Raw genomic sequence first — 26,556 nt, forward strand, 5'->3', positions numbered from 1 at the left:
TTATTTCACGGTGCTGTAGGTCGAATACAAGCTATTGAAAACTACTGTAGTAAAACTGCTCGAAAGCGGCGAAGTAATATAACAAGTTGTAAGTTATTACTTGCTAGCTAATCTTAAATTTCTCTCAACTTTTATTTTTTGCAAAACATTGCAGCTAACTCGTACTTTCAATTCTCAGAAAGCTAAATCTTTTATCTTGGTTTTTACTAGTGGATTAAGCTAATAGGGTAGGTTGCCTACAAAACGAGTATTTTAGGTTAAAAAATCTAAAGTATTTGAAGATTTAGTAGGCACTTTTAAGAGTGCCTGTCTTTCAAAGCGTGTTTTTAATTATGGGTGACTGTCTTTTGTTATTAACTTTCTAGATTAATTAACTCAGTCCCCAAAATAGCATACTTATTTATGCCGTCGGCTTGTAAGAAAAAAGCAGCAGGGGCGCGAAGAGATGGTATTGATGTAAATATACTTTTGCACGCGTAAACTGGCCATTTTGAGGTGTTTTTTAATTTGTTCATATCACCCGAAAAACAGCTATAGCCTTGTTTTAAAATATTTTTATAGCTACTTTCTGTAAGCGTTAACGATTTATTTAAAACAAAGCTGTTACCTGCCTTAAAGCTTAGGCTGCTTGCATCTAAACTCGTATAACCTTGGCGGATACTACTTATATCACCTAGCTCTTTGATTACAGGTGACTGTCCTTTATTGTTAATTGCAATATCTATCTGGTAATCACCTAGCTCACTATTTACGATTATGTCGTCTATTAGTAAGTCGACCCAATTGTCTTTAGCGTTAAATGGAATAGCGTGATATTGCGATATCCTCGCGTCTTTCCACTCCCCCGAAGTTAACGAATCAATCGTCTTTTTGTATAAAACACGGTTAACCTTGCGTGCTATTTGTCGGTTTGGATCATTAGGGTACGCTCCTGATTCAATTAATATTGTTCTAATACCCTTTTCCGAAAAAGTATCCCCAAAGCTACGGTATGAGTAACTGTCGTTGTACTTTCCTAAGTGGCCTGGGATTATTGTTTCAACCGTTTTAGCTAAGTGGGCTATAAACTGCATAGCCTCGCCGCGACTTTTATTTACTTCTCTCGCTTCGTTATAGGCTGGCGCTAGCACTGAAATGGTGGCTTGTTTACCTTTTTTTCCTGCTCCGTAATATGCGTTCTGATCATGTAAATTAAAGCCAAAGTCAGGTTTAAACTGATTTGCGGCAGCCATTAGTATTTGCCCTTCTTTTGTGCGAAGAGCTTTAGCATCGCGATTTAAATCAATTCCTTGAGCATTATAACGGGTTTGTACGGCCGCGCCGTCAGGGTTCACCATAGGGATTATGAGAAGGGATATTTTCTGTCGCCAGCTTTTTAGCCATTGTGCGTTTTCATCAGCTGTTATGAAGCTTAAAAAGTCCATAAGTGCGGCAGTTGCAGTGTTTTCGTCGCCGTGCATTTGGCTCCACATCATCACTTTGATTGGGCCTGTGCCAATTTTAAGAGAATTGAGTGCCTGTCCTTGAAATGAGGTACCAATTTGTTCTAGTTTGACGCTAGGATGCTTTGCTACGGTTTTTAAGTGTGGCTCAATATCGGTGTAATAAATCGCGGGTTTATTTAAGCCATTCACTACGGTGTCTTCAATCGTATTTGCGAGTGCGCTGTTACTTAATGCTAAAATGGCAGCAGCGAGTGCATATTGACGCATAACTGTCTCTTTTATTCTTTATTTTTGGTTTTGTTAGAATATTATATTTTAATGGGTTTGGCTAATCCTTGCTCAGTATTTAATCTTCAGTTAGTACTGACTTAGTATGCTTTAAAACGGTATTTATGCTTTAAAACGTTATTAATATGCTATTTTCATTTTCTTCATTGCTTTTAGCTATATAAAATAAAGTATTAATTTTAAATACTTAGCTTTAATTAAATCGGTTTTTTACACATTGATAACGTGTGCTTAAATAATGCTTAACTTTGTGCTGCCAAATTCTACTTGTACCGTCTGTTGACTTTGTTATACTCCACACCGAAATTTCAGTAATTACTGAAACTTTATTGATGAAGATCATATTACCGCATTTAAAAATAGGGTAAGCCACTTACCTAAAATGCAGTAAAAGCGATAAAAAGGCGTGGGTTTTGCGAGCAATTAATCAGTCACAAGGTGCCAAACAGTCTAGCTTAGCTAGGTTGCAACTGGCTGCGCGTGCATTTTTTGCTGGTAAAGAACTAATGTCAGTTTTAGCCTTGTTGCTGATTAATTCAGCCATGCTAATCAACGGTACATTAGAAGATGCTCAAGGGCTAAGAAGCTTATTAAGTGAAGGTGCTTTATACGAAATCCCACTACTTAATGTGTTGAGTTTTTTAGCTTACCCTGTGGTGTCTTGCCAATTACTTATTGGTTTATGCTGGTTGGTCTTCCATTTCTTTCCTGCGCGTCGTGCAGGTGTCATTTTACGTAAAGCGGCCTTCGCTGCGCGTGAAACGATAAAGTCTTTAGTAGTACACAGTGCTCATGGCTGTCGTGCTCCTCCTCGTGTAAGTGGTTGTCTGTAAATAAGCTTTGTTGCTTAAGTTCAGCCATTTTAGTCGTTTTCTAAGTTGTCTTTACTAAAGCACCTAGTGGGTTTTTTACGCCCAAATTTCAGTCAGCCAACCTAAATTCCCTTACTTTTTAGCGTGTCGATTTGTCGTGCTCGTTATTCAGCCGAGGGATATCTGTAGCATCTGTTGCAGAAAAGCGTCGTGTACTTATTTCGACAAGTGTTAACTTTTAGGTTGTAGGATATTCCTTTGTCAATTCGAAACCTTTGTAATATTGCTCTAGCGTCTTTAGTGCTGGCTTTGTCTGGCTGTAAAGGCGGGGTACTCGATCCAAAAGGTCAAATTGGTGTCGACGAGAAGTATTTAATTATCGTAGCTACGGTATTAATGCTGATTGTTGTAATTCCAGTTATTGCCATGACAATTTATTTTGCATGGAAATACCGTGATGGACGAGATCAAGAAATTTACGCTCCAAAATGGGCGCACTCAAACAAGATTGAAGCTGTGGTTTGGACCATTCCTATCATTATCGTTGCGATTTTAGGTGTGATCACATGGCAGTCAACGCAACAACTTGACCCATATAAACCACTTGAAGGTAAAGGTGAGCACCTTACTGTTGAAGTTGTTTCTTTGAACTGGAAATGGTTATTCATTTATCCAGAGCAAGGCATCGCCACAGTGAATGAGCTTGTTTTTCCTGCCAATGTGCCTGTGCAGTACAAGATCACCTCAGAAAGCACCATGAATTCGTTTTTCATTCCACAGCTTGGTAGCCAAATTTATTCAATGGCAGGTATGGAAACAAAGCTTCACTTAATAGCTGATGAACCGGGTACTTTTAAAGGCTTCTCTGCTAACTACAGTGGTGCAGGTTTCACCGGTATGAAGTTCGATGCCATTGCAACAGCTACTGAAGCTGATTTCGATGAATGGGTAAACAAAGTAAAAAATACCGGTTCTGCACTGACTAAGCAAAGCTATGTTGAACTAGCAAAACCAAGTGAATACGACCCAGTTAAATACTATGCCAGCGTAGATAAAGATATGTTCCATTCAATCGTAATGAAATATATGCAAGCGCATGGCTCTCACGGTGCAATGCAACACGCTATGCCAGAGCACTCAGCTCATAAGAAGCACAGCGAGGACGAGGAATAATCATGTCGTTGTTAGGTAAATTAACATTAGACGCAATCCCGTTTCATGAACCAATTATCATGGTTACCATGACGGTTGTTGCTGTCTTAGGTCTGTTAGTGGCAGGCTTAGTAACAAAATATAAAAAGTGGGGCGTGATTTGGCACGACTGGATCACCTCAATTGACCATAAGCGTTTAGGTGTTATGTACATCATTCTTGCGCTAATCATGCTTTTCCGTGGTTTCGCGGATGCCATTATGATGCGACTGCAATTAGCAATGGCTACCGGCGGTGCAAGTGGTTACTTACCACCAGAGCATTATGACCAAATCTTTACGGCGCACGGGGTGATCATGATCATCTTTATGGCGATGCCGTTTATGATTGGTTTAATGAACATCATTTTACCTTTGCAAATTGGTGCCCGTGATGTTGCATTCCCATTCTTAAATAACCTTAGCTTTTGGTTAACTGCTGGCGGTGCAATCCTGATTAATATCTCACTATTCTTTGGTGAGTTTGCTAAAACAGGTTGGGTTGCATATCCACCGCTGTCTGAGCTGTCATTTAGTCCAGGTGTCGGGGTCGACTATTATATATGGGCCTTGCAGATATCCGGCTTGGGTACCTTATTAACATCGGTAAACTTCTTAGCGACTGTATTTAAAATGCGTGCACCAGGCATGACATTAATGAAAATGCCTATTTTTACTTGGGCATGTACGTGGGCGAATATCTTAATTGCCGCATCGTTCCCAATTTTAACTGCGGTACTGGCAATGCTAACGCTTGACCGTTATCTCGATTTCCACTTTTTCACCAATGAATTAGGTGGTAACGCGATGATGTACATCAACTTATTTTGGGCATGGGGTCACCCTGAAGTTTACATTCTGATCTTACCTGCGTTTGGTATTTTCTCAGAAGTTATCTCAACTTTTGCTGGTAAACGCCTGTTTGGTTATAAGTCGATGGTTTATGCAAGCGGTGCGATTTCAATTTTAGGTTTTATCGTTTGGCTTCATCATTTCTTTACTATGGGCTCAAGCGCTAACGTTAATGCCTTCTTTGGTGTTATGACCATGGTTATTGCGGTACCGACCGGGGTTAAGTTGTTTAACTGGTTATTCACTATGTACCGTGGTCGTTTACGTATTACTGTGCCTGTCCTTTGGACTTTAGGTTTCATGGTGACTTTCACTATCGGTGGTATGACCGGTGTGTTACTTGCTATTCCTGGTGCTGACTACGTATTACATAACAGCTTATTCTTAATTGCTCACTTCCATAACACCATTATTGGTGGTGCGGTATTTGGTTATTTAGCTGGTTTTGCGTTTTGGTTCCCTAAAGCAATGGGCTTCAAACTTGACGAGAGCTGGGGCAGAAGATCTTTCTGGTGTTGGTTAATAGGTTTCTTCGTTGCATTCATGCCGTTATATGTACTTGGTTTCTTAGGTATGACACGTCGCTTAAATCACACTAACAACCCTGATTGGAACATTTGGTTATACATTGCAGCTGGCGGTGCGGTAATCATTATGTTCGGTATCTTGTTCCAAGTTGTGCAACTTGTAGTGAGCTTCAAAAATCGCGAGCAACTTGATGATACAACGGGCGATCCGTGGAATGGTCATACCCTTGAGTGGGCATCTGCTTCACCTCCGCAGTACTACAACTTTGCGAAAATCCCACATGTTGATGACATTGATGCGTGGACAGATATGAAAGAAAAAGGCTTAGCTTACAAACAAGAAGCCTCTTATAGCCCAATTCATATGCCAAAAAATACATCAGCAGGTGTATTAATGAGCGCAGCTTTAACAACCTTCTGTTTTGCCATGATCTGGCACATTTGGTGGCTTGCAGCCTTTGGTTTACTGGGTGCTATCGTGGTGTTCATCAAACGTTGTTACACCAGCGATGTTGATTACTACGTGCAACCAGATGAAATTGTTGAACTAGAAACGGCTCACAATACAGCCGCTACGAAGGAGGTGAATGCATGAGTACCATTTCTGCAGGACTCGACACCTTAAACAGCGCACACGGTCATGTCGATGCACATGACCATGAGCACCACGATACAGGTGGTAACACCGTATTTGGTTTCTGGCTTTACCTAATGACTGACTGCCTGTTGTTTGCATCATTCTTTGCAACCTATGCAGTATTGTTCATGAATACTGCTGGCGGTGTGTCCGGTAAAGACATTTTTGAACTTGATTTTGTTGCGGTTGAAACCGCAGCACTACTACTCAGTAGTATCACTTTTGGTTTTGCGATGATCTCTGCTCACGGGCAGAAAAAGGCGGCTACTTTAACTTGGTTGCTGGTTACCTTTGCCTTTGGTGCTGTGTTTATTGGTATGGAAGTATATGAATTCCATCACCTAATTGCGCATGGCAATGGCCCTCAGCAAAGTGCCTTTTTAACATCGTTCTTCTCTTTAGTGGGCTTACACGGTCTTCACGTTACAGCAGGTCTTATTTGGATGACTGTCCTGATGATTGAAGTTGTGCGCCGTGGTTTAAACCCACAAACAGTGACACGCCTAAGTTGTTTAAGCTTATTCTGGCACTTCTTAGATGTGGTGTGGATCTGTGTATTTACCGTTGTTTATTTAATGGGAGCAATGTAATGAGTCACAGTGAATCACATGTAATTAATAACTTAGAAGTTCATGCACATAATGATCAATCACATGGCAGCGTTAAAGACTATTTAATTGGTTTTGTATTGTCAGTGGTTTTAACAGCTATTCCATTTTGGGCTGTGATGAGTGGCTCGTTTTCTAAAACGACCACTGCATGGTGCATCGTGAGCATGGCGATTGTGCAAATTTGGGTGCATTTGAAATATTTCTTACACCTAAACTTCAAAACAGAAGACGGCAAAGCAAGTTCATTGTCGTTTATCTTTAGTGCTTTAATCATCGTGATGGTGGTTGGTTTGTCGGTGTGGATCATCTACGAATCGAACGCCATGATGATGTACTAATAACAATTACTTTGTAATTGGTAAAAAGATTTACGAAAGGAGCTGGTTAGTCTGAGGTTGTGTCTCCAGTTCTTACAGTCTGTTACTAACTAGTTTCTTTCGTAATATTGCGTTTGTGCTGAAAATTAGAGGAGTCGAGGAAGTGTTTCGACGTTATTTAAATGTCACTAAACCTGGCATTATCATGGGCAATTTGATCTCTGTCGCGGGGGGATTCTTGCTAGCCTCTCGCGGTGATATTGACCCATGGTTAATGATCGCAACCTTACTAGGGTTATCTTTAGTAGTGGCATCAGGATGCGCGATCAATAACGTAATTGATCGTGATATTGATGTTGCTATGGCGCGCACTCGCAAACGCGTCACAGTAACTGGCGAAATGTCAGCAAAGGCAGCTATGGCACATGGCATCGTGCTTGGTGTTATTGGTTTCGGCTTATTAGCTGTGTATACCAACGTAGTGGCACTCTTATTTGCTACTTTTGGTTACGTCATCTACGTAGGTGTGTACAGCTTATATATGAAACGTCGTTCTGTGTACGGCACCTTTGTAGGAAGTTTATCTGGCGCAGTACCGCCTGTAGTGGGGTATTGTGCCGTGACTGGGCAGTTTGATGCTGGTGCTGTGATTTTATTGGTTATGTTTAGTCTATGGCAAATGCCTCATTCATATGCAATTGCAATCTTTCGTTATAACGACTACCAAGCGGCCAGAATTCCTGTGTTACCTGTAGCGCAGGGGATCGAGAAGGCAAAGCATCACATTGTTTTATATATCGCCGTGTATGCGTTGGTTGTGATGTTATTAACCATTAGTGGTTATACAGGTTTAGCCTTTATGGCTGTAGCTTGTACAACGAGTTTTTGGTGGTTGCTAATGGCGCTTCGTGGCTATCGTCGCAATATTGATGTAAGCGGCTGGGCGCGCCAAGTGTTTGCTTTTTCAATTGTAAACATCACGGTTTTGAGCATAGCTATGGCTTTAGATTACCATTCGGTAGCTCCACAGCTACTTGTTTTAACTTAGAAAAAAGTTGCTAACATATCCCAATGTTACAGTAGCAAAGGCCCGGTTTTTTTCTCCACCGGGCCTTTTTTCTTTGTCGTTATTAAAAGCGAGCCGCTTGTTCAACTACAATGCCGTGACGAGCCGCTAAACGGCGATGATCTTTATCATAACCACCCCCAATTACGGTTGCGACAGGTACATTGTGCTCAAGGCAGCGCTTGAAGACTAAATGGTCGCGTTGCTCTATCCCTTGCCAGCTTATATCAAGTTTACCTAAACCATCTTGCTGCCATACATCAACACCTGCATCATAAAGTACTAAATCTGGGTTTAGGGTGTTTAATAAATAACTCAGCGTATCGTCAACAACGCCTAGGTATTCACTATCAGCGACATTCGGTGCTAAACCTATGTCTAAGTCGCTGGCTGATTTTCGAAACGGAAAATTCTTTTCACAGTGAATAGAGCAGGTATAGGCGTAGGGCTGATGTGCCAGCATTGCTGCGGTACCATCACCTTGATGAACATCTAAATCAAAAATAAGTATATTGGTCACTTCGCCACTTTTTATCAGGGTTTCGCTGGTGAAAGCTAAGTCGTTTACCATGCAATAGCCTGAGCCAAAGTCAGTATGAGCATGGTGAGTGCCACCGGCTAAGTGACAAGCGATGCCATGTTTAAGTGCTAAGCGTGCTGCTTGTAAGGTGCCAAGTGGGGCGGTAAAAGTACGTGCCATCAGCTCTTTTGACCAAGGTAAGCCAATGCGGCGCATCGCCTTTTCATCTAATCTATTATGCCAAAGGTCGTTGATGTAATTTTCACAGTGCACTAATTCAAGGGGCTCAGGGGTGCCAAGCACCGGCTGTGTTAGGTTGTCATTTATTAATCCAAGGCTTTGTACATGCTCATATAAATAAGCAAACTTACTCATCACAAAGCGATGGTTAGGATCGAAACTAAACGAGTAATTTGGGTGATACACCAAGGGTAAGTGGGGATTTAACTGCATAGCTCATAGGATAGCTGAATTTGCTACAGCATAACGAATCTACTGGCAAATGTTTACTCTGGTGCGTGAATTAAATGGCCCAACTCGCGATGTAATAATGCTTCATCACCCAAGTTTAGCTCAATCAGTCGTTTTAAGTGAGTAATACTATCAATATCTATATGTTCACAGCGAAGGCCTGCATGTTGATGCTCAATATGGCACAGCTCCACTTGCATTTTTATCTCGATATTTGACTCTGGCAGGGTAAAGATTAAGTCTGCCTTACTATGAATAGGCACTAAAAATGAATCACTTTTAGTAATAAGCGCACCTTGCAAAGATAGATCAAGTAACTGACAGTGGTAGTCGTTATCTTCGATGCGAAGGATCGCAGGGCAAGAAAATAATACCCGCGAAAACTCTCTGCGTTCATTCATAACTTTATCTCCACCTATATTAACTTAATGAGTATAGATCATTATGAAATTAGTGAGAGAAATGATTATAGCAACAAAAAAGCCCCTAAATCGGGGCTTTTTGAGTATCAGCTAATTAGCCAATTTTTTTGTATTTAATACGCTTAGGTTGTGCCGCTTCTGCGCCTAAGGTTTTCTTCAGCCACTCTTCGTATTCTGTGTAGTTACCATCGAAGAAGTTAATTTGGCCTTCGTCACGGTAATCAAGAATATGTGTAGCAATACGGTCAAGGAACCAACGGTCATGCGAGATACACATTACACAGCCAGGGAACTCTAAAATCGCGTTCTCAAGTGCACGTAGTGTTTCAACGTCTAGGTCATTGGTAGGCTCATCCAGTAGTAATACGTTACCACCTGCTTTTAATAGCTTAGCTAGGTGTAAACGGTTGCGCTCACCACCTGATAGGTCTTTAACGAATTTTTGTTGGTCGTTACCTTTGAAGTTAAAGCGGCCAACATAGGCACGGCTTGGGAATTCAAAGTTACCAATTTTTAATACGTCTTGGCCGTTAGAGATTTCTTGGAAAACCGTGTTGCTTTCGTCCATGTCGCCACGGAACTGATCAACCGTTGCAAGCTCAACAGTGTCACCAACAAGGATCTCACCGCTATCTGGCGTTTCTTCACCACTTAGCATTTTGAACAGGGTTGATTTACCCGCACCATTAGCGCCGATAATACCTACGATAGCGCCTTTTGGCATTGCAAAGTTTAAGTCATCGATTAATACGCGATCGCCAAAGCTTTTCTTCAGACCTTTCACTTCGATAACTTGGTCACCTAAGCGTGGACCCGGTGGAATGAATAGTTCATTCGTTTCGTTACGCTTTTGGTAATCGTTTTGCTGTAGCTCAGAGAACTGTGCCATACGTGCTTTAGACTTAGCTTGACGGCCTTTCGGGTTTGAACGAACCCATTCAAGTTCTTGCGCGATTGATTTTTGACGTGCTTTTTCAGATTTCTGTTCTTGTTGTAAACGTAAATCTTTTTGCTCAAGCCACGATGAGTAGTTACCTTCCCAAGGAATACCTTCACCACGGTCAAGTTCTAAAATCCAACCTGCTACGTTATCTAAGAAGTAACGGTCGTGGGTTACAGCAACCACGGTACCTTCGTAATCGTGTAAGAAGCGCTCTAACCAAGCAACTGACTCAGCATCTAAGTGGTTGGTTGGCTCGTCAAGAATAAGCATATCTGGTTTTTCAAGTAGTAAACGACAGATCGCAACACGGCGACGCTCACCACCCGAAAGGTGTTCAATTTTTGCATCCCAAGGTGGAAGACGTAATGCATCAGCTGCACGCTCTAACACGTTGTCGATATTGTGACCGTCGTGCGCTTGGATGATAGCTTCAAGTTCGCCTTGCTCTTTAGCAAGTGCATCGAAGTCAGCACCGTCCATTGCATACTCGTTGTATACTTCATCAAGGCGGTTTAGTGCATTTTTAACTTCGCTTACTGCTTCTTCTACTGTTTCGCGAACTGTTTTGCTTTCGTCAAGCACTGGCTCTTGCGGTAAGTAACCGATTTTAGTGCCAGGTTGAGGGCGAGCTTCACCTTCAAAGTCTTGATCAACACCAGCCATAATGCGAAGTAACGTTGATTTACCTGCACCGTTTAGACCTAGCACACCAATTTTTGCGCCTGGGAAAAAGTGTAAAGAAATATCTTTTAAGATAGTGCGCTTAGGTGGCACAACCTTAGAAACTCGACTCATCGAGAATATAAACTTATCTGGTAACACCATGAAAGGAGCCTTCAATTTATAAGAAAAATTAACAGCGTATATTGTAGAGGCTCTGTCGCGTATACGTCAACGAAACAGGCTTTTATGGGCTTTGCTTTCAAACAAATAAAATTCATTTGGACATCTAAACATCTAGAGGTTGAAATTTCTAACTATCCGTTCATAATTAGCAGTCAGATAAGTATGCTCGGAGCCAGCTATGCCCATTACAGTAAAAGATGAATTGCCAGCCATTGCAAAATTACGTCAAGAGAACGTGTTTGTAATGCCAAAAAGTCGTGCTAAAACGCAAGAGATTCGTCCAATGCGTTTGGCTATCTTAAACTTAATGCCAAACAAAGTTGAAACCGAAGTGCAATTTATTCGATTATTAGCTAACTCACCGTTACAAGTTAATGTTGAGTTGTTGAGGTTGGATACTCATCGCACGAGTAGTAACTCTGAGCAGCACATGGATACTTTCTATCGTTATTTTTCAGAAGTGAAAGATAATAACTACGATGCCATGATCATAACAGGCGCGCCGCTTGCTCATTTAGAGTATGACGAAGTTGCTTACTGGGATGAACTAAAAGTTATTTTAGATTGGGCAGAGCAGCATGTTACGTCTACGTTGTTTTCGTGTTGGGCGGCCCATGCTGGGCTTTATCATCACTATGGTCTGAAGCGTGAGCTGAAACCAAATAAACTCAGTGGCGTATTTACCCATAAAAGTTATTTTGATCATGCGGCACTTACCCGAGGCTTTGATGACACCTTTTTAGTGCCACATTCTCGCTATGGTCATATTGATATCGAGAAGATCAATGCCTGCGATGAGCTGGTTGTGTTAGCAGGCTCTGAGCGAGTAGGTGCCTATTTAATTAAAAATAAATCAGGTAGCCAAGTATATATTACGGGCCATCCAGAGTACGATGCCCATACCCTAAAAGGGGAGTATTTGCGTGACCAAGAAAAATCAGCTGATGCGCCTAAGCCAGAAAACTACTTCCCTGACGATAACCCAGATAACGAACCGTCGAAAACGTGGCAAAGCCATGCCTTTTTATTGTTTTCGAATTGGTTAAACTATTATGTGTACCAAACTACACCGTATGATATTAACTTAGTTAGCCAAGATGTAAGGACTAACAACTATGCCGAGTAATGCAGTGAATAAACGCGAACAATTAACCGAGGCGCTAAAACAGCGAATTTTAATCCTCGATGGCGCGATGGGCACCATGATCCAAGAACATAAATTAGAAGAACAGGATTATCGCGGTGAGCGCTTTAAAGACTGGCATGTACTTATTAAAGGCAATAACGATTTATTAAGCCTGACTCAGCCAAAAATCATTGCTGATATTCACCGTGCTTACTTAGAAGCCGGTGCTGATATCATCGAAACCAATACTTTTAATGCCACGACTATTTCGATGGAAGATTACGACATGGCTAGCCTTAGCCGCGAAATCAACCTAGAGTCAGCTAAGCTTGCACGCAGCGTATGTGATGAGTTTGAAGCAAAAGATCCAAGCAAGCCTCGTTATGTTGCAGGCGTACTTGGACCAACATCAAAAACCTGTTCTATTTCGCCAGATGTAAACGATCCAGGTTATCGAAATATCAACTTTGATAAGCTGGTGGCCGCGTATGTTGAGTCAACACTTGCACTTATGGAAGGCGGTGCAGACCTCATTTTGATTGAAACTATCTTTGATACGCTTAATGCAAAAGCTGCTTCGTTCGCTGTGGAAGAAGCATTCGAACAGGCTGGTCGTAGTTTACCTGTGATGATCTCAGGCACCATTACCGATGCCTCAGGCCGTACTTTATCAGGCCAAACAACAGAAGCATTTTATAACTCAATTCGCCATATTAAGCCGCTATCAATCGGCCTTAACTGCGCCCTTGGCCCTGACTTACTGCGCCAGTATGTTGAAGAGTTATCCCGTGTTTGTGAAACCTTTACCTCGGTGCATCCAAATGCAGGTTTACCGAACGAGTTTGGCGAATATGATTTAGAAGCCCCTGAAATGGCAAAAGAAATTATTGATTGGGGCAAGTCTGGCTTTATCAACATTGTAGGTGGTTGTTGCGGCACCACACCGGCTCATATAAAGGCGTTTGCGAAAGGCCTTGAAGGTGTTAAACCTCGCCAATTACCTGAGCTTGAAGTGCGTATGCGCTTATCGGGCCTTGAAGCGTGTAACTTAAACTAGGAAACCGACATGACTGACCAAATTGCTGTATTTACTAACGTCGGTGAGCGTACCAATGTAACAGGCTCGGCTAAGTTTAAACGCTTAATTATGGAAGAAGATTACGAGACTGCCCTCGATGTTGCCCGTGAACAAGTAGAAAATGGTGCGCAAGTGATTGATATCAATATGGATGAAGCCATGTTGGATTCGAAAGCTGCGATGGTAAAGTTTTTAAATTTAATTGCATCAGAGCCTGATATCTCAAAAGTACCTATCATGGTCGACTCATCGAAATGGGACGTTATTGAAGCAGGCTTAAAATGTATTCAAGGTAAAGCCATTGTTAATTCAATTTCACTTAAAGAAGGTGAAGAACCGTTCATACGGCAAGCCAAAATAATAAAACGTTTTGGTGCCGCTGCGGTTGTTATGGCGTTTGATGAAGCCGGTCAAGCTGAAACCGCTGATCGTAAGTTCGAGATTTGTCAGCGTAGCTACAAAATACTTGTTGATGATATTGGCTTCCCGCCAGAAGATATTATTTTTGATCCAAATATTTTTGCTGTAGCAACGGGCATTGAAGAGCACGATAATTACGCTGTTGAATTTATTGAAGGTACGCGTCGAATCAAGCAAGGCTTACCGCATTGTAAAGTGTCGGGCGGTGTATCGAATGTATCGTTTTCGTTCCGTGGTAACAACCCGGTACGCGAAGCTATCCACTCAGTGTTTTTATACCATGCGATTAAAGCGGGTATGGATATGGGTATTGTAAATGCTGGCCAATTAGCGGTTTACGACGATATCCCCGAAGAGCTGCGTAAAGCAGTGGAAGATGTGATCCTCAATACCGACCCCGGTGCAGGTGAGCGACTTGTTGAACTTGCACCAAAATACTCAGGTATGGCCCAAGCAGAAAAAGTTGAAGATTTAGAATGGCGTACATGGCCTGTTGAAAAGCGCCTTGAACACGCGCTAGTAAAAGGCATTACTGAGTATATCGACGAAGATACTGAAGAGTGCCGTAAGAGCAAAGCTAAGCCAATTGAAGTTATCGAAGGCCCGCTTATGGATGGCATGAACGTAGTAGGTGACTTATTCGGTGCGGGTAAAATGTTCTTACCTCAGGTTGTTAAATCTGCCCGTGTGATGAAGCGTGCCGTTGCCTATCTTGACCCTTTCATTGAAGCTGAAAAAGAAGAAGGCGCAACGAACGGTAAAGTGGTTATGGCAACCGTTAAGGGCGACGTGCACGATATTGGTAAGAATATCGTAGGCGTAGTACTGCAATGTAATAACTACGAGGTCATTGATCTTGGTGTGATGGTGCCGGCAGAGAAAATTTTGCAAACTGCTATTGACGAGAAAGCCGATATAATTGGTTTATCAGGGCTTATTACCCCTTCGCTAGATGAAATGGTGCATGTTGCTAAAGAAATGACTCGCCGTGGTTTTGAATTACCGCTACTGATTGGTGGTGCAACAACCTCTAAAGCGCATACCGCGGTTAAAATTGAGCCGCAGTATGATAAAGGTGTGGTTTACGTAAATAATGCTAGCCGTGCTGTGGGTGTGGTCTCTAATTTATTGTCTAAAGAATTAAAGCCAGCTTTTTTAGAGAAAACTAAAACTGAGTATGAAAAAGTACGTGAACAACAAGCACGTAAAAAGCCGCGCTCAAAACCAGTTACTTTACAGCGTGCTCGCGACAACGCAGCTAAACTCGATTGGGACAACTACACGCCACCAGTACCGAAAAAGCTGGGTGTGACTGAGTTTAAAAATGTTTCGATTGCGACGTTAAGACAGTACATCGACTGGACACCTTATTTCATGACGTGGTCAATCGCTGGTAAGTACCCACGTATTCTTGAAGATGAAATTGTTGGTGAACAAGCTAAAAGCTTATTCGCTGATGCCAACGCAATGCTTGATGAGCTTGAGCAGTCAGGTGCGCTACAACCTCTAGGTGTCATTGGGTTATTCCCTGCAAACCGAGTAGGGGATGACATTGAGATTTATACCGATGAGTCACGTACAACGCTTTTAACTACATCGTGTCATTTGCGTCAGCAAACGGAAAAAACCGACTTTGCTAACTACTGCTTAGCTGATTATATTGCGCCAAAAGGCACCCCTGATTACTTCGGGGCCTTTGCGGTAACTGGTGGTCTTGAAGAAGATGACCTTGCCGATGCCTTCGATGCTAAGCAAGATGATTACAATAAGATCATGGTTAAAGCAGTTGCAGACCGTTTAGCAGAAGCCTTTGCTGAGTATTTGCATGAGCAAGTGCGTAAAGAGTATTGGGGCTATGCGGTAGATGAGAATCTATCGAATGACGAACTTATCCGTGAAAACTACCAAGGTATTCGCCCAGCGCCAGGTTACCCTGCCTGTCCTGAGCATACAGAGAAGAAGAAAATTTGGCAGTTACTCGATACCGAGCAGCGTATTGGTATGAAGCTAACCAGTTCATACGCAATGTGGCCGGGAGCTGCTGTATCTGGCTGGTATTTTTCTCATCCTGAAGCTAAGTACTATGCTGTGGCGCAAATTCAAAAGGATCAGGTTGAAGATTATGCCAAGCGGACCAACATGACACTTGCAGAAGCTGAGCGTTGGTTGTCGCCTAATTTAGGCTATGAACCTGAATAGTAGTTAGTTATTAGCTTTAAATTTTAAATGAAACGAGCCAAATCTGGCTCGTTTTTTTACTGCTATATTGCCATTATTTTGTGCCCATTTTTTGATCATACTTTTTTATCTTTAATGCATTTTCATAGCTTAATTATTGGTAATTTCCTTCTAATTTAAATATTTGTGTTAAAGTTATTGAGGTTGAGCAAGGAGTCTAAGGTGGAATTGTGATTGATACTGTGAATGCAAGCGAGAGAGATAAAGCGCGATTCTTACGCGTATTTGCATTTATTGGTGCAGTGACCTCTTTGTTGATGTCGGTCACAAGTTATCAAGATGGCTACATCGCGTTAAGTTATTTATTAATTGTTGGCGTTGTAATTTTTGCTTTGCCTTTTTTAATAAAGGGGCGTGATCAATTTATCTCAGTACTCATGCTATACGCACTTTATGCAATGATGTGCTTCTTAACTGTCTCGGGTGGCAGCAATGGCACAGGGCCGTTATGGCTATTTATTGTATCTCCCGTGACCTTTTTTATTCGTGGCTTAAAGCGCGGTGCCTTTGATCTTATATTACTCGCCATTATTATCTCGGTGCTTTTCTACTTTACCGATCAATTAGGTTATTACAGTTATCCGAGCTACTACTTTCCTACACGGGTCATGCTGTGTTTCTCGATTTTATGTATTTTGGCCGGCTTCTACGAATATTACCGTAATAAATACAGTTTGCAGTTAATGGAGCAACTTAAGCTTAATCAAAAGCTTGCTCGCACAGACGCGATGACAGAACTCGCTAATCGTCGCTATGCAACAGAATGTTTGCAAGATGAGCGCTTTGGTGAAGGGTCAGTGTTTTTACTGATGGATGTAGATAACTTTAAGCAGATAAACGATACCTACGGACATCAAGTGGGCGATGAGGTGCTGATATTTTTTGCTGATGTATTTAAAAAAGTGTGCGAAGAAGGAGATGTTATTTCCCGTTGGGGGGGTGAAGAGTTTTTAATTGTGATCCCGACAGGCTATGAACTTAGGGCCAGAAAAGTAGCTGAAAAAATACATAAAAAACTCGCTGAAAAGCCATTTAAGAGTGGCCAGCATCGTTTTCATGTCACCTTAAGTATTGGCTTGTACGTGCGCGTTTCTGGTGAGAGCATGGATCATTGTTTAAACATTGCCGACAAACGGCTATACCGTGCTAAATCACAAGGTAAAAATCAAACGGTCGCTGAAGTAGATTTAGCAAAGCATGAGCCAGCTTAAAATATAAAGCCGCAATAAGCGGCTTTATTGATTGCTCAAATTAATGGCCTTTTTCAAAGTCGCTGACTTCACGCTCAGCTTCTTCTTTCGATTTACCGTATTTTTGCTGAAGCTTACCAACCAGCTCTTTACGGCTACCTTCAATTTTATCTAAATCATCATTGGTAAGGTCACCCCATTTACGTTGTGCTTTACCTTTAAGCTCTTTCCAATTGCCTTCTAAACGATCGCTGTTCATCATAATCTCCTTACTTTGTTAAACATTCACTTTAATAAAAGCAATCGCTGTACCATATGTTTTATTTGGTTAACTTGTTGATTAGTAGTTGTTTTGTTTTTTATGATAGTAAGGAGGGAGGATAGAAAGTTGCAATTACTACGTAGTTTTTAAAGAAAGTCTGTAAAATTTTCTGTTCCGGTAGTGCTTTATGCTGCTCAGTGACTTTTAGATGTATAGCGATTTATTATACGTATATATTCTTCAGTTGATTTGAGCTTACGTAAGCTCTCGTTAAATAGGTCTCTTAAGGCTTCGTCACGAAATAAAAAGCCGTTCGAATTCTTGCCAAATAATGCAAATCGTTGCACTGGTTCAGAGACATCAATTTCCCCCTTGATGTTAATTAATGCTCGGTAATAGTCAAAAATTTTACCGTCCATCTGGATCACCTCATAGCGCTTTCGATACAAAAGTTGAACTTGTGCTAATTGATCATAAGTTTCTGCGTATTGTGGATTTTCTCTGGCCATTACTTGATATTCTGGCGAGAGTAATTCTTTAGCACCTTGCCATGAAAGAACACTAAAGTGTTTTAATTGGCCAATAGAATTAAGCTGAAGGTTTTGTTTGGTTAGGCTAAAAGCAAAGTTCTCATAGCTGTAAGCAATATCTGAAAAGTAGCCGCTCATTCTATGAGTCTCGATAACTTTTTCATTTATATCATAAACAACATCAACTAAGTTTTCATTGTATAAAGTGATCCGTCTTGCATAGGGGACGTAGACGAATTGTATTTGATAACCATGTGCACCGAGTGTCGCGCGAAGCAAGTCCGGAATAATGCCGGAGTTGTCTTCAACCATTACCCAAGGCGGCATGGTATTTCCAAGTGCTACCGTAATTTTTTGCTGACTAAACGCATTTTGAAACGGCAAAACCAAAAGTAGCAAGGTGATTAAAATGTGAAAGTAAATCCTGAACAAGTTAATTCCTTATCCTGATTTTTGTTTGGTTGCTTAATCAAGAATAAGCCTAAATAGGCAGAATGCAATGTTTTCACTTGTAAAGCTCGATACAGGAAATAAGCCTCTATTCATCGCAACTTTTGATTTTTTGATACAATGCGCGAAAAGAAAGTAAGAGATACCTAACGTGCTGCCAGTTCAAGATATTTATCAATCCCTGTTAACCACATTACAGAGTAACCCTATGGCCTTATTGCAAGCGCCACCGGGAGCGGGTAAATCAACATGGCTGCCTCTTACCTTGATGCGCGAAGGGCACTTTAAACGCATTGTAATGTTAGAGCCAAGACGACTCGCCGCTCGCAATATTGCTCAGTACTTGGCAAGTCAGCAAAATGAAAAAGTCGGCGGAAGTGTCGGCTTACGTATTCGTGGCGAATCAAAAGTAAGCGCTGCAACAAAGCTCGAAATAGTCACCGAAGGCATGCTGACGCGTATGTTACAAAATGACCCAGAGCTAAGTGATGTTGATTTACTTATATTTGATGAATTTCACGAGCGCTCAATTGCTGCTGATACAGCTTTGGCATTTGCCCTAGAAACACAGGCGGCACTTCGCGATGATTTAAAAATCTTACTGATGTCGGCAACCTTAGACGGCGATCGTTACAGTGACTTTTTTAGCTGCCCTATTATCTCATCTCAAGGGCGAAGCTACCCCATTGATGAAGTGTATATTCCACTTAAAGACGAAAGCCGCTGGCTTGATGATATACCCGCCGTGATAAAACAGGCGCTTAGTGAGCAAACGGGTAGTGCTTTAGTATTCTTACCAGGACAGCGTGAAATCATACGCGTTCAGCAATCTCTAAACGATTTAGCTGATAGTGTCGAAGTATTTAGCTTGTATGGTGAGCAAAATAAAAACGAGCAACAAGCTGCTATAGCGCCAGCTAAAAATGGCAAACGCAAAGTGGTATTAACCACCAATGTGGCTGAAACCAGTTTGACCATTGAAGGAATACGCATTGTGGTTGATAGCGGCAAACGCCGTGCTGCTAATTTCAATTTAAAAACCGGTGTCACTGAACTTGTTACTCAAAGTATCTCTCGTTCTTCAGCTATACAGCGCGGTGGTCGTGCTGGGCGTATTGAGCCGGGGGTTGTGTATCGATTAGGCTCTAAGCAAACCTTTGAGCGCCGTAACAGCCATGATGCGCCAGAAATTCTTACCAGTGATATTAGTCAGTTGTTATTAGAGACAAAACAGTGGGGGGCATCACTTGCTGAGCTAAGCTTACTCGACCCACCAAGTAGCCAGCAAATTAAGCAGGCAACGGCACTTTTGAAAATGCTCGAAGCTATTGATGAAAATGAAAAGCTGACCTCGCTTGGCAGCCAAATGCTGAGCTATGGAGCCGATATTCGCCTCTCGCACATGCTTATTAAAGCAAAGCAACTAGAGCAGCGCATGCCTGGTATTTATATATTAGCGGGGTATTTAACTGCACTGCTTGAAAGCCGCATTAGTATGCCTGCTGATCTTAATTTGGCATTACATAGTCAGCACAGCAAACCGCACCCAGTATTTAAGCAGCAATTAACTTATTGGCTATCACGCTTGCAGCTCAAGCCGGTTGATGAGCTTAAAACAGAGTATTTAGCGGTGCTGGTGGCGCTTGCTTTTCCTGACCGGCTAGCAAAAAAGCGCGGTAATGGTTATTTACTTGCCAATGGTGCGGGCGCAGACTTAAGTGAGGAGTTTTGGCATAACGATGATTATATTGCCATTGCTCACATGGGCGGTCATAAGGGAAACCGTGTTTTCGCTGCTGTTGCCTTTATGCCAAGTGAGCTTGAAGATGAGCTTTCGCATTTATTTACTGAGCAAACTCGCTGCGAATACGATGAGAAAGCAGGGCGCTTTATCCATCAAGATGAGCTAAAGCTTGGTGCTATCACAATAGCGAGTCAGCCAAGTAAACACCCCTTAGATAAGAGCGAGCGCACTAAGGCCTGGCTAAGTTTATTTAGTAAACAGGGCTTTTCGTTATTTAATGAGCAACCCGATAGTGAGCAGTTACTTATTCGAATGAGCTTAGCAAGTAAGCTATTACCAGAAACATTCCCACTTTTTAATCGTGATGAATTAATCGATGATAACCAATGGCTTGCACCTTATTTGGATGATATTAAAAACCTTGAGCAGTTAAAAAAGTTTAACTATAGCGAAGCGATTAAAAGCTGTTTTGATTGGCAGCAGCAAAGCTTATTAAATGAATTACTGCCCTTACGATTAATCGTGCCAAGTGGTTCAAATGTAAAAGTGACTTATCAGCTTGATGGCCCTGCAAAGCTAAGTGTTCGTATGCAAGAAGTGTATGGCATGACCAGTACGCCTTTACTTGCGCAAGGTAAGTTGCCGTTATTAATGGAGTTATTATCGCCAGCTCGGCGACCGCTGCAGCTAACCCAAGACTTAGCTAACTTTTGGCAAACAAGTTACCGCGACGTGCAAAAAGAAATGAAAGGGCGTTACCCAAAACATTTTTGGCCAGACAACCCTGCCATCAGTCAAGCGACCAACAAAGTGAAAAGTAAAATGTGACTGTAATGAAGTGAGCGCTTAGCTCAGCTTTATTGCCTACCTTAGAGCTGCTCACTTCATAAACCGTTACAATTTCTAGTCTTGTTTTGGTTTCTCTTTTACTGGTTGTTTAGTAGTCTGAATTAGTCATTAGTAAAAAAGAGAAAGTCGGTGTCTGCTGCTATAACCCTTACTCAATACGTTAAAAAACGCACAGGTGTGCCCATTGGCCATAAAGATTCGCTGCGCAATATGCTGACACGTTCGCTGGGGGCGAGTTCGTTTTATCTATTTTGGCGATATTGGAACCCGGTGTGGAGCTATTATTTGTCTCGTTATGTGATGAAGCCTTGCAATGACATTATGCCGGTTTGGTGTGCTGTTGTGGTGACCTTTGCCGTAAGCGGAGCGCTGCACGATTTAGCAGTGAGTTTAGTGAAGTTAAAGCCAATATTCTTTTTTACTCCTTGGTTTACTGTGATGGGCGCTTTGGTATTGCTAAGCAAGTACAGCCAACTTCAGTTTAGCTCTGCTCCTTGGTGGTTAAGAGCGCTCGCCAACATCAGCTTTATTGTGCTGGGCTATTGGTTGACGAGCTTACTTTTTTAGCGTGTTATTACGTTGCTAAAGGGTAGTCGGTGTAGCCTTTAGCACCGCCTCCAAATAAGGTATCTGGATCATGCTGAGCAAGCTCAATACCTTGTTCAATACGAGCTGGCAGATCTGGGTTGGCAACAAACGGGCGACCAAAACCTATTAAATCAGCCCAGCCTGCGGCTAATGCTTGCTCTGCTTTATCGCCAGTGTACTTGCCTGCATAAATCATTAATCCGGCATAGTTTTCACGTAGTGCTTGCTTAAAGCTTTGCTCCATTAGTGGCGCGTCATCCCAATCAGCTTCGGCAATGTGCAAGTAAGCAACGTTTAGGTCATTGAGTACTTTTGCTGCGCCAATATAGGTTTCAAAGGGGTTATCATCAACCGTACCATTGAGTGTTGTGAGTGGTGCAAGGCGCACGCCTACACGCTCAGCGCCAATTTCATCACAAACCGCTTGTGTCACTTGTTGTAAAAAACGTAAGCGGTTTTCTAAACTGCCGCCGTATTCATCAGTGCGTTGGTTCGACTCTGAATCAATAAATTGATTAATTAAATAACCATTAGCAGCATGTAGTTCAATACCATCAAACCCTGCATCAACTGCATTACGGGCAGCTTGGCGGTATTCGTTTATAACCTGTTTGATGTCGTCATGGCTCATTGCGAGTGGCAGTGATGTGGCAACAAAGTCGGGTTTGTCATCTTCATCAATAAAAACTTTTACGTCCTTGGCTGCAATGGCTGATGGCGCAATGGGTTGCTCGCCACCCGTGTTACTTGGGTGAGACACTCGGCCAACATGCCAAAGCTGAGCGAACATAATGCCACCAGCTTGATGAACTTTGTCGGTTACTTTCTTCCAACCGACAATTTGCTCGGGAGTATAAATACCCGGCGTCCAAGCATAGCCCTTACCTAGCGCTGATATTTGTGTACCTTCGCTAATGATTAAGCCTGCGCTGGCACGTTGGGCATAGTAGTCGGCCATTAACTCATTGGCGATATCACCCGGTTGTGATGAGCGAGAGCGTGTCATTGGTGGCATAACAATGCGGTTTTTTAATGTATGACCGGCAAGTTGTACGGTTTCGAATAATTTGTTCATTACGGCTCCTTAAAAGCGAATATGCTTTCAGCATAACGAAAGTTATTTATGAAATTAATGCCAGTAATCACAAAACACTTTTGCTAAAAATGAAAAAACTATAGCGTTAACCTTGGTGCTATAAAGTCTAAAAATGCTAATACTCGTGATGACACACCGCTGTTTTGATAATACACCGCATGCACTTTTTCGCGGCGATTAGGGCTCAGCACTTCGCCTTCGAGCACTTTTACTAAACGGCCTGCTTTTAAATCTTCATTGATCATAAATTCCGACAACAAGGTAATGCCGTGACCTTGAATACAAAGCTGGCGAACAGTTTCACCACTTGAAGCACTGATTGAAAATTTAAGCTCTAAAGGCGTGGTTAGCGGCCAGTGGTTTAAATGCGGTGCATCGGTAAAACCAATAAGTTGTTGTGAGGCTAAATCGGTTAGCTCATTTAATGGTGGTGCAGCTTGTAAATAATCAGGGCTTGCTACTAGCTGTAGTTTGCTTATGCCCAAAGTGCGCGCATGCAAGTTTGAGTCAGCAAGTTCGCCAATACGAATGGCAATATCGGTTTTATGTTCAAGCAAATCGATAATGTTGTCGTGGCTGGTGATCTCGAGCTTTATATCGGGATAAGCGTGATTAAAGGCTTTTAAATGTGACGCTAATTGGTGAAACACAAAGGGGCTCGCGGCATCGACTCTTAACTTTCCTGATGGGGCACAGTGTAGGAGTTTTAAGGCTTCTTCGCCTTGTGCAAGCTGACTGAGTGCTTCTCTAGCATAGCCTAAAAATAACTCGCCTTCTTCGGTCAGCTCAATGCGCCTTGTGGTGCGATTGAATAAAGTAACGTTTAAGGATTTTTCGAGCCGAGTCACCGCCCGTGATATTTTTGCTACTTGCTCATCTAAGGCATTGGCTGCACTTGAGAACCCGCCGGTATCAACCACGCTAATAAATGCTTCTAAATCTTGGGTATTGGAGACCACACTCATGGCTTTACCTTTTCATTTTTGACAAAAGTATTTTGTCACTATCGCTATTTTTTGCAAATTTAATTTTAGCCACAATAGTCGCACTTTCAAAAATTAATAGAGGATATGTGATGCCAATAGCATTACTTGCGTTAACTCTCAGTGCGTTTGCCATAGGCACCACTGAGTTTGTGATTGTCGGCTTAGTACCAACTATCGCTGATGATTTGATGGTTTCGTTACCGAGTGCTGGGTTACTTGTTAGCTTGTATGCATTAGGGGTTGCGGTGGGGGCGCCAGTACTAACTGCGCTTACCGGGCGCTGGAATCGAAAACATGTATTACTTAGTTTAATGAGTCTTTTTGTTATCGGTAACTTACTGGCTTGGCAAGCACCTAGTTATGGTAGTTTGATCACCGCAAGGGTTCTAACAGGCCTTGCTCATGGGGTATTTTTCTCGATTGGTTCAACCATCGCTACTGGGCTTGTCAGTAAAGATAAAGAAGCCAGTGCTATCGCGATTATGTTTACTGGTTTAACGGTTGCATTAGTAACTGGTGTGCCATTAGGGACTTGGATTGGTCAACATTTTGGCTGGCGAGCGACCTTTTTAGTGGTGTCTTTGTTGGGTTTAATAGCACTTATTGGCAGTGCATTTTTAATTCCAAGCAACTTAAAGCAAAGTAAAGCAGCCACGTTGGGTGAGCAATTAAAGGTAATGGTGCAACCTAGGCTTTTACTGGTGTATTTGATGACCATACTTGGTTATGGTGGGACATTTACTGCCTTCACTTATTTAGCGCCCATTTTAGAGCAGCAAACTGGTTTTGCATCTGCCACCATTAGCTTAATCATGCTGGTTTACGGGGTATCGGTTGCTGTTGGGAATATATACGGTGGTAAGTTAGCCGATAAAAAGGGCCCGATTAGTGCGCTTACTATTATCTTTAGTGCTTTAAGTATTGTGCTATTAGTACTGACCTTTACCATGCAATCTAAAATAGCAGCGGTACTAACCATACTCGTATGGGGTGCATTTGCATTTGGTAATGTTCCTGGGCTGCAAGTTTATGTGGTTAAACTTGCTGAAAAATTCACACCCAATGCCGTTGATGTGGCCTCTGGGTTAAACATTGCAGCGTTTAATATCGGTATTGCGCTAGGTTCAGTGTTAGGAGGCGTTGTCGTTGAAAACTACTCATTACAAGACACTGCTTGGATTGGCGCTATTATTAGTTTAGCGGCGTTAATTGCAACAAGATACAGCGGTTATTTAGATAAACGAGCGCTTATAAAGCCACAAACAGCTTAAAAATAAACTATTGATAGTTAGGGGTTTTGTCGTTATTTTAGGTTCGTAATTTGATTCTTAGTCAATAACTAAAACCACAAGGAATAACGATGAAGCACCTTTATTTTCTGGCTATTTGTTTGCTAAGCGCATTTAGCAGCCATGCAAAGCAAGCTAACCCAGAGCTGACAGCATTAGCACAGCAGTACTTCAATACCATGGTTGCAACACAAGCACCTAATGCCACCAAAAAAGAGTTAGAAGCCTTTTTAGCTTTATTAACTGACGACGTAGCAAACCAGCACTTACCTTATCAAACTGATGATTCAAGAGAACCAGATGGTAAAGCCATGATGCGCAAAGGCATGACTTTTTACCTTGGGGCGCACACTGAATATCAAGCAAACTTACTCGATACCTTTATTTTTAATGATTCGGCCATTGCCTTACGTTATACCCATCACGCTAAAGGTATACACCCACAAAACCAGCAAGAAATTGAATACACGCAAACCATTATGGATGTGCTCGAAATAGAAGATGGCAAGATAGCGGTTATTCGTAAATACCACGAATGAATCCATCAATTTTGAATTAGGCTACTTTTCTACGATCCTTTTTCATATAAATAACCTAAACTTAATGATGATAAATTTAGTTCGTATCAATGACATTGGCTTAAATTTAGACTGAGTAAAATTTTATTTGTGCGGTGATGTAATTTAAGTGCATCCCAAAAATGATGTTTTATCTGTAATTGAGAATGATGCTAAACATAACTGCATTAAGTTTAGGAAACCAACATGACAACAAGACAAACAGTATTAGCGGCAGCGTTGCCATTGGCATTACTATCGACATCAGCGATGGCTGACTTATCGGCTACGGTTACATTGGCGTCAGATTACACCTTTAACGGTGTGAGCCAAACCATGAATGATCCAGCGATTCAAGGCAGCTTAGATTATGCCTTTGCGGATTCAGGTATGTATGTGGGGACTTGGGCTTCAAATGTAGATTTTGGCGATGGTACTGACATTGAGTGGGATGCGTATTTCGGTAATTATGTTGAGATAAACGACGCCCTTAGTGTTGATTATGGTATTGCTTACTATTCATACCATGGTGAAGATTACTCAAGCGACGGTAACTATTTTGAGACTTATGCAAAGTTTGGCTATACCAATAGCCTAGGTTTCACAGAACTTAACTTTTGGTACGCTTGGGATTACTTTGGTACCGATGCAGGGCATGTGATTTCTATGGTTGCCCATACCTTTGAAATTGCACCAAATCATGCAATTCGTGCCAGCTTTGATATTTCTAATTCTCTCGATGGTAATAAGTTTGCCTGGGATGGCAACGATAAATCATACAATCATTATCGTTTAGCTTATCAAACAAGCTTTGCAGGTTTTGATTTCGAGCTTGCTGGCGAAAACACCAGCCTTGACTGGGATACCGCAGATGAGCGAATTGTAGCGTCTATTTCACGCAGCTTTGATTTATAAGCTCTGCTTTAATAAACGAAACGGCTAACCTTGGTTAGCCGTTTTTTATGCTTAGAGTATCTTAATGGATGAGGATTAAATCTCTTCGCCTTCGTGCTGCATCGCTAAATCATCAAGCTCAGCAAGGGTGTAATCAAAGTCACTCGTATCGACTTCGTAACGTATTTTCACGCCATAACCACCTTGGCAAAGTGTCGCAGTGACTTTAGCCACTGACCAATGTTTAAGCTTGTTTAAAAACCGATTGGCGGTTTGCTGTGAGTCAAAGCGATAACTTACTTGCGATTCCAT

At 41.9% G+C, this 26,556-nt stretch carries 24 protein-coding genes; 15 read left to right on the forward strand and 9 right to left on the reverse strand.

All coding sequences use genetic code 11. The features are described from left to right. Positions 1–353: 353 nt before the first annotated feature. On the reverse strand, positions 354–1,712 hold the full coding sequence (locus HCZ11_RS05555; protein ID WP_167657872.1) for a M14 family zinc carboxypeptidase: 1,359 nt from the start codon (positions 1,710–1,712) through the stop codon (positions 354–356). 434 nt (positions 1,713–2,146) lie between these two features. Here HCZ11_RS05555 and HCZ11_RS05560 point away from each other — a divergent pair, with 434 nt between their 5' ends. From HCZ11_RS05560 to cyoE, 6 genes are all read left to right on the forward strand, one after another. Next, a complete protein-coding gene (locus HCZ11_RS05560) occupies positions 2,147–2,566 on the forward strand; it encodes a hypothetical protein (RefSeq protein WP_130052179.1) in 420 nt (139 codons plus the stop codon). 237 nt (positions 2,567–2,803) lie between these two features. Then, positions 2,804–3,718: a ubiquinol oxidase subunit II gene (gene cyoA / locus HCZ11_RS05565; protein ID WP_130052178.1), complete on the forward strand. Its 915-nt coding sequence runs from the start codon at positions 2,804–2,806 to the stop codon at positions 3,716–3,718. Between the two features lie 2 nt (positions 3,719–3,720). Continuing rightward, on the forward strand, positions 3,721–5,709 hold the full coding sequence (gene cyoB, locus HCZ11_RS05570; protein ID WP_054554289.1) for a cytochrome o ubiquinol oxidase subunit I: 1,989 nt from the start codon (positions 3,721–3,723) through the stop codon (positions 5,707–5,709). Next, positions 5,706–6,341 (forward strand): cytochrome o ubiquinol oxidase subunit III, encoded by a 636-nt coding sequence (gene cyoC, locus HCZ11_RS05575; RefSeq protein ID WP_167657873.1) that lies wholly within the window; start codon positions 5,706–5,708, stop codon positions 6,339–6,341. Before cyoB ends, cyoC begins: the two co-directional genes overlap by 4 nt. Then, on the forward strand, positions 6,341–6,700 hold the full coding sequence (cyoD, locus tag HCZ11_RS05580) for a cytochrome o ubiquinol oxidase subunit IV (RefSeq protein WP_130052176.1): 360 nt from the start codon (positions 6,341–6,343) through the stop codon (positions 6,698–6,700). Before cyoC ends, cyoD begins: the two co-directional genes overlap by 1 nt. 142 nt (positions 6,701–6,842) lie before the next feature. After that, positions 6,843–7,727: a heme o synthase gene (cyoE, locus tag HCZ11_RS05585; RefSeq protein WP_054554292.1), complete on the forward strand. Its 885-nt coding sequence runs from the start codon at positions 6,843–6,845 to the stop codon at positions 7,725–7,727. A gap of 82 nt (positions 7,728–7,809) precedes the next feature. Here cyoE and HCZ11_RS05590 read toward each other — a convergent pair whose 3' ends face one another. The 3 genes from HCZ11_RS05590 to ettA all read right to left on the reverse strand — a co-directional run bounded on the left by HCZ11_RS05590 (position 7,810) and on the right by ettA (position 10,926). Then, a complete protein-coding gene (locus HCZ11_RS05590) occupies positions 7,810–8,718 on the reverse strand; it encodes a histone deacetylase (protein ID WP_167657874.1) in 909 nt (302 codons plus the stop codon). A gap of 53 nt (positions 8,719–8,771) precedes the next feature. Continuing rightward, on the reverse strand, positions 8,772–9,137 hold the full coding sequence (locus HCZ11_RS05595; RefSeq protein ID WP_130052174.1) for a PilZ domain-containing protein: 366 nt from the start codon (positions 9,135–9,137) through the stop codon (positions 8,772–8,774). A 115-nt stretch (positions 9,138–9,252) separates the two neighbouring features. Then, entirely contained in the window at positions 9,253–10,926 is a 1,674-nt protein-coding gene (ettA, locus tag HCZ11_RS05600) for an energy-dependent translational throttle protein EttA (RefSeq protein ID WP_130052173.1), read from the reverse strand. Between the two features lie 199 nt (positions 10,927–11,125). Between ettA and metA the strand changes: the two genes are divergently transcribed. The 4 genes from metA (at position 11,126) to HCZ11_RS19765 (ending at position 17,020) form a co-directional block, all read left to right on the forward strand. Further along, positions 11,126–12,073 (forward strand): homoserine O-succinyltransferase, encoded by a 948-nt coding sequence (gene metA, locus HCZ11_RS05605; protein WP_167657875.1) that lies wholly within the window; start codon positions 11,126–11,128, stop codon positions 12,071–12,073. Beyond that, positions 12,063–13,130 carry a homocysteine S-methyltransferase family protein gene (locus HCZ11_RS05610; protein ID WP_130052171.1) on the forward strand — a complete coding sequence of 356 codons (1,068 nt, stop codon included), beginning with the start codon at positions 12,063–12,065 and terminating at the stop codon, positions 13,128–13,130. Before metA ends, HCZ11_RS05610 begins: the two co-directional genes overlap by 11 nt. A gap of 9 nt (positions 13,131–13,139) precedes the next feature. Then, positions 13,140–15,770 (forward strand): methionine synthase, encoded by a 2,631-nt coding sequence (metH, locus tag HCZ11_RS05615; protein WP_167657876.1) that lies wholly within the window; start codon positions 13,140–13,142, stop codon positions 15,768–15,770. 209 nt (positions 15,771–15,979) lie between these two features. Beyond that, positions 15,980–17,020, forward strand: a complete 1,041-nt coding sequence (locus tag HCZ11_RS19765) for a GGDEF domain-containing protein (RefSeq protein WP_167657877.1) — start codon at positions 15,980–15,982, stop codon at positions 17,018–17,020. A 40-nt stretch (positions 17,021–17,060) separates the two neighbouring features. On the opposite strand, the gene HCZ11_RS05625 is transcribed toward HCZ11_RS19765, so the two are convergent. Both HCZ11_RS05625 and HCZ11_RS05630 read right to left on the reverse strand, forming a co-directional pair. Then, positions 17,061–17,258, reverse strand: coding sequence for a CsbD family protein (locus tag HCZ11_RS05625; protein ID WP_130052324.1), 198 nt, complete (start codon positions 17,256–17,258; stop codon positions 17,061–17,063). A gap of 197 nt (positions 17,259–17,455) precedes the next feature. After that, complete coding sequence (locus HCZ11_RS05630; RefSeq protein WP_233786789.1) at positions 17,456–18,223, reverse strand: ABC transporter substrate-binding protein; 768 nt, start codon at positions 18,221–18,223, stop codon at positions 17,456–17,458. A gap of 169 nt (positions 18,224–18,392) precedes the next feature. Here HCZ11_RS05630 and hrpB point away from each other — a divergent pair, with 169 nt between their 5' ends. Further along, positions 18,393–20,813, forward strand: a complete 2,421-nt coding sequence (gene hrpB, locus HCZ11_RS05635; RefSeq protein ID WP_167657878.1) for an ATP-dependent helicase HrpB — start codon at positions 18,393–18,395, stop codon at positions 20,811–20,813. A gap of 150 nt (positions 20,814–20,963) precedes the next feature. After that, positions 20,964–21,401: an acyltransferase gene (locus HCZ11_RS05640; RefSeq protein WP_167657879.1), complete on the forward strand. Its 438-nt coding sequence runs from the start codon at positions 20,964–20,966 to the stop codon at positions 21,399–21,401. 7 nt (positions 21,402–21,408) lie between these two features. On the opposite strand, the gene HCZ11_RS05645 is transcribed toward HCZ11_RS05640, so the two are convergent. Both HCZ11_RS05645 and HCZ11_RS05650 read right to left on the reverse strand, forming a co-directional pair. Continuing rightward, complete coding sequence (locus tag HCZ11_RS05645; RefSeq protein WP_130052166.1) at positions 21,409–22,497, reverse strand: alkene reductase; 1,089 nt, start codon at positions 22,495–22,497, stop codon at positions 21,409–21,411. Positions 22,498–22,595: 98 nt separating this feature from the next. Then, entirely contained in the window at positions 22,596–23,483 is an 888-nt protein-coding gene (locus HCZ11_RS05650) for a LysR substrate-binding domain-containing protein (RefSeq protein WP_167657880.1), read from the reverse strand. A 110-nt stretch (positions 23,484–23,593) separates the two neighbouring features. Here HCZ11_RS05650 and HCZ11_RS05655 point away from each other — a divergent pair, with 110 nt between their 5' ends. The 3 genes from HCZ11_RS05655 to HCZ11_RS05665 all read left to right on the forward strand — a co-directional run bounded on the left by HCZ11_RS05655 (position 23,594) and on the right by HCZ11_RS05665 (position 26,265). Beyond that, positions 23,594–24,775: an MFS transporter gene (locus HCZ11_RS05655; RefSeq protein WP_167657881.1), complete on the forward strand. Its 1,182-nt coding sequence runs from the start codon at positions 23,594–23,596 to the stop codon at positions 24,773–24,775. An 89-nt stretch (positions 24,776–24,864) separates the two neighbouring features. Beyond that, complete coding sequence (locus tag HCZ11_RS05660) at positions 24,865–25,332, forward strand: nuclear transport factor 2 family protein (RefSeq protein WP_130052163.1); 468 nt, start codon at positions 24,865–24,867, stop codon at positions 25,330–25,332. Between the two features lie 225 nt (positions 25,333–25,557). Beyond that, the gene (locus HCZ11_RS05665; protein ID WP_130052162.1) at positions 25,558–26,265 is read left to right on the forward strand and encodes a TorF family putative porin; all 708 of its coding nucleotides are present in this window, start codon (positions 25,558–25,560) and stop codon (positions 26,263–26,265) included. Between the two features lie 75 nt (positions 26,266–26,340). On the opposite strand, the gene HCZ11_RS05670 is transcribed toward HCZ11_RS05665, so the two are convergent. Next, positions 26,341–26,556 (reverse strand): hypothetical protein, encoded by a 216-nt coding sequence (locus tag HCZ11_RS05670; protein WP_130052161.1) that lies wholly within the window; start codon positions 26,554–26,556, stop codon positions 26,341–26,343.

Origin of the sequence: Pseudoalteromonas sp. HF66 (assembly GCF_011806445.1) — a bacterium.
GTDB classification, from domain to species: Bacteria; Pseudomonadota; Gammaproteobacteria; order Enterobacterales; family Alteromonadaceae; genus Pseudoalteromonas; species Pseudoalteromonas apostichopi.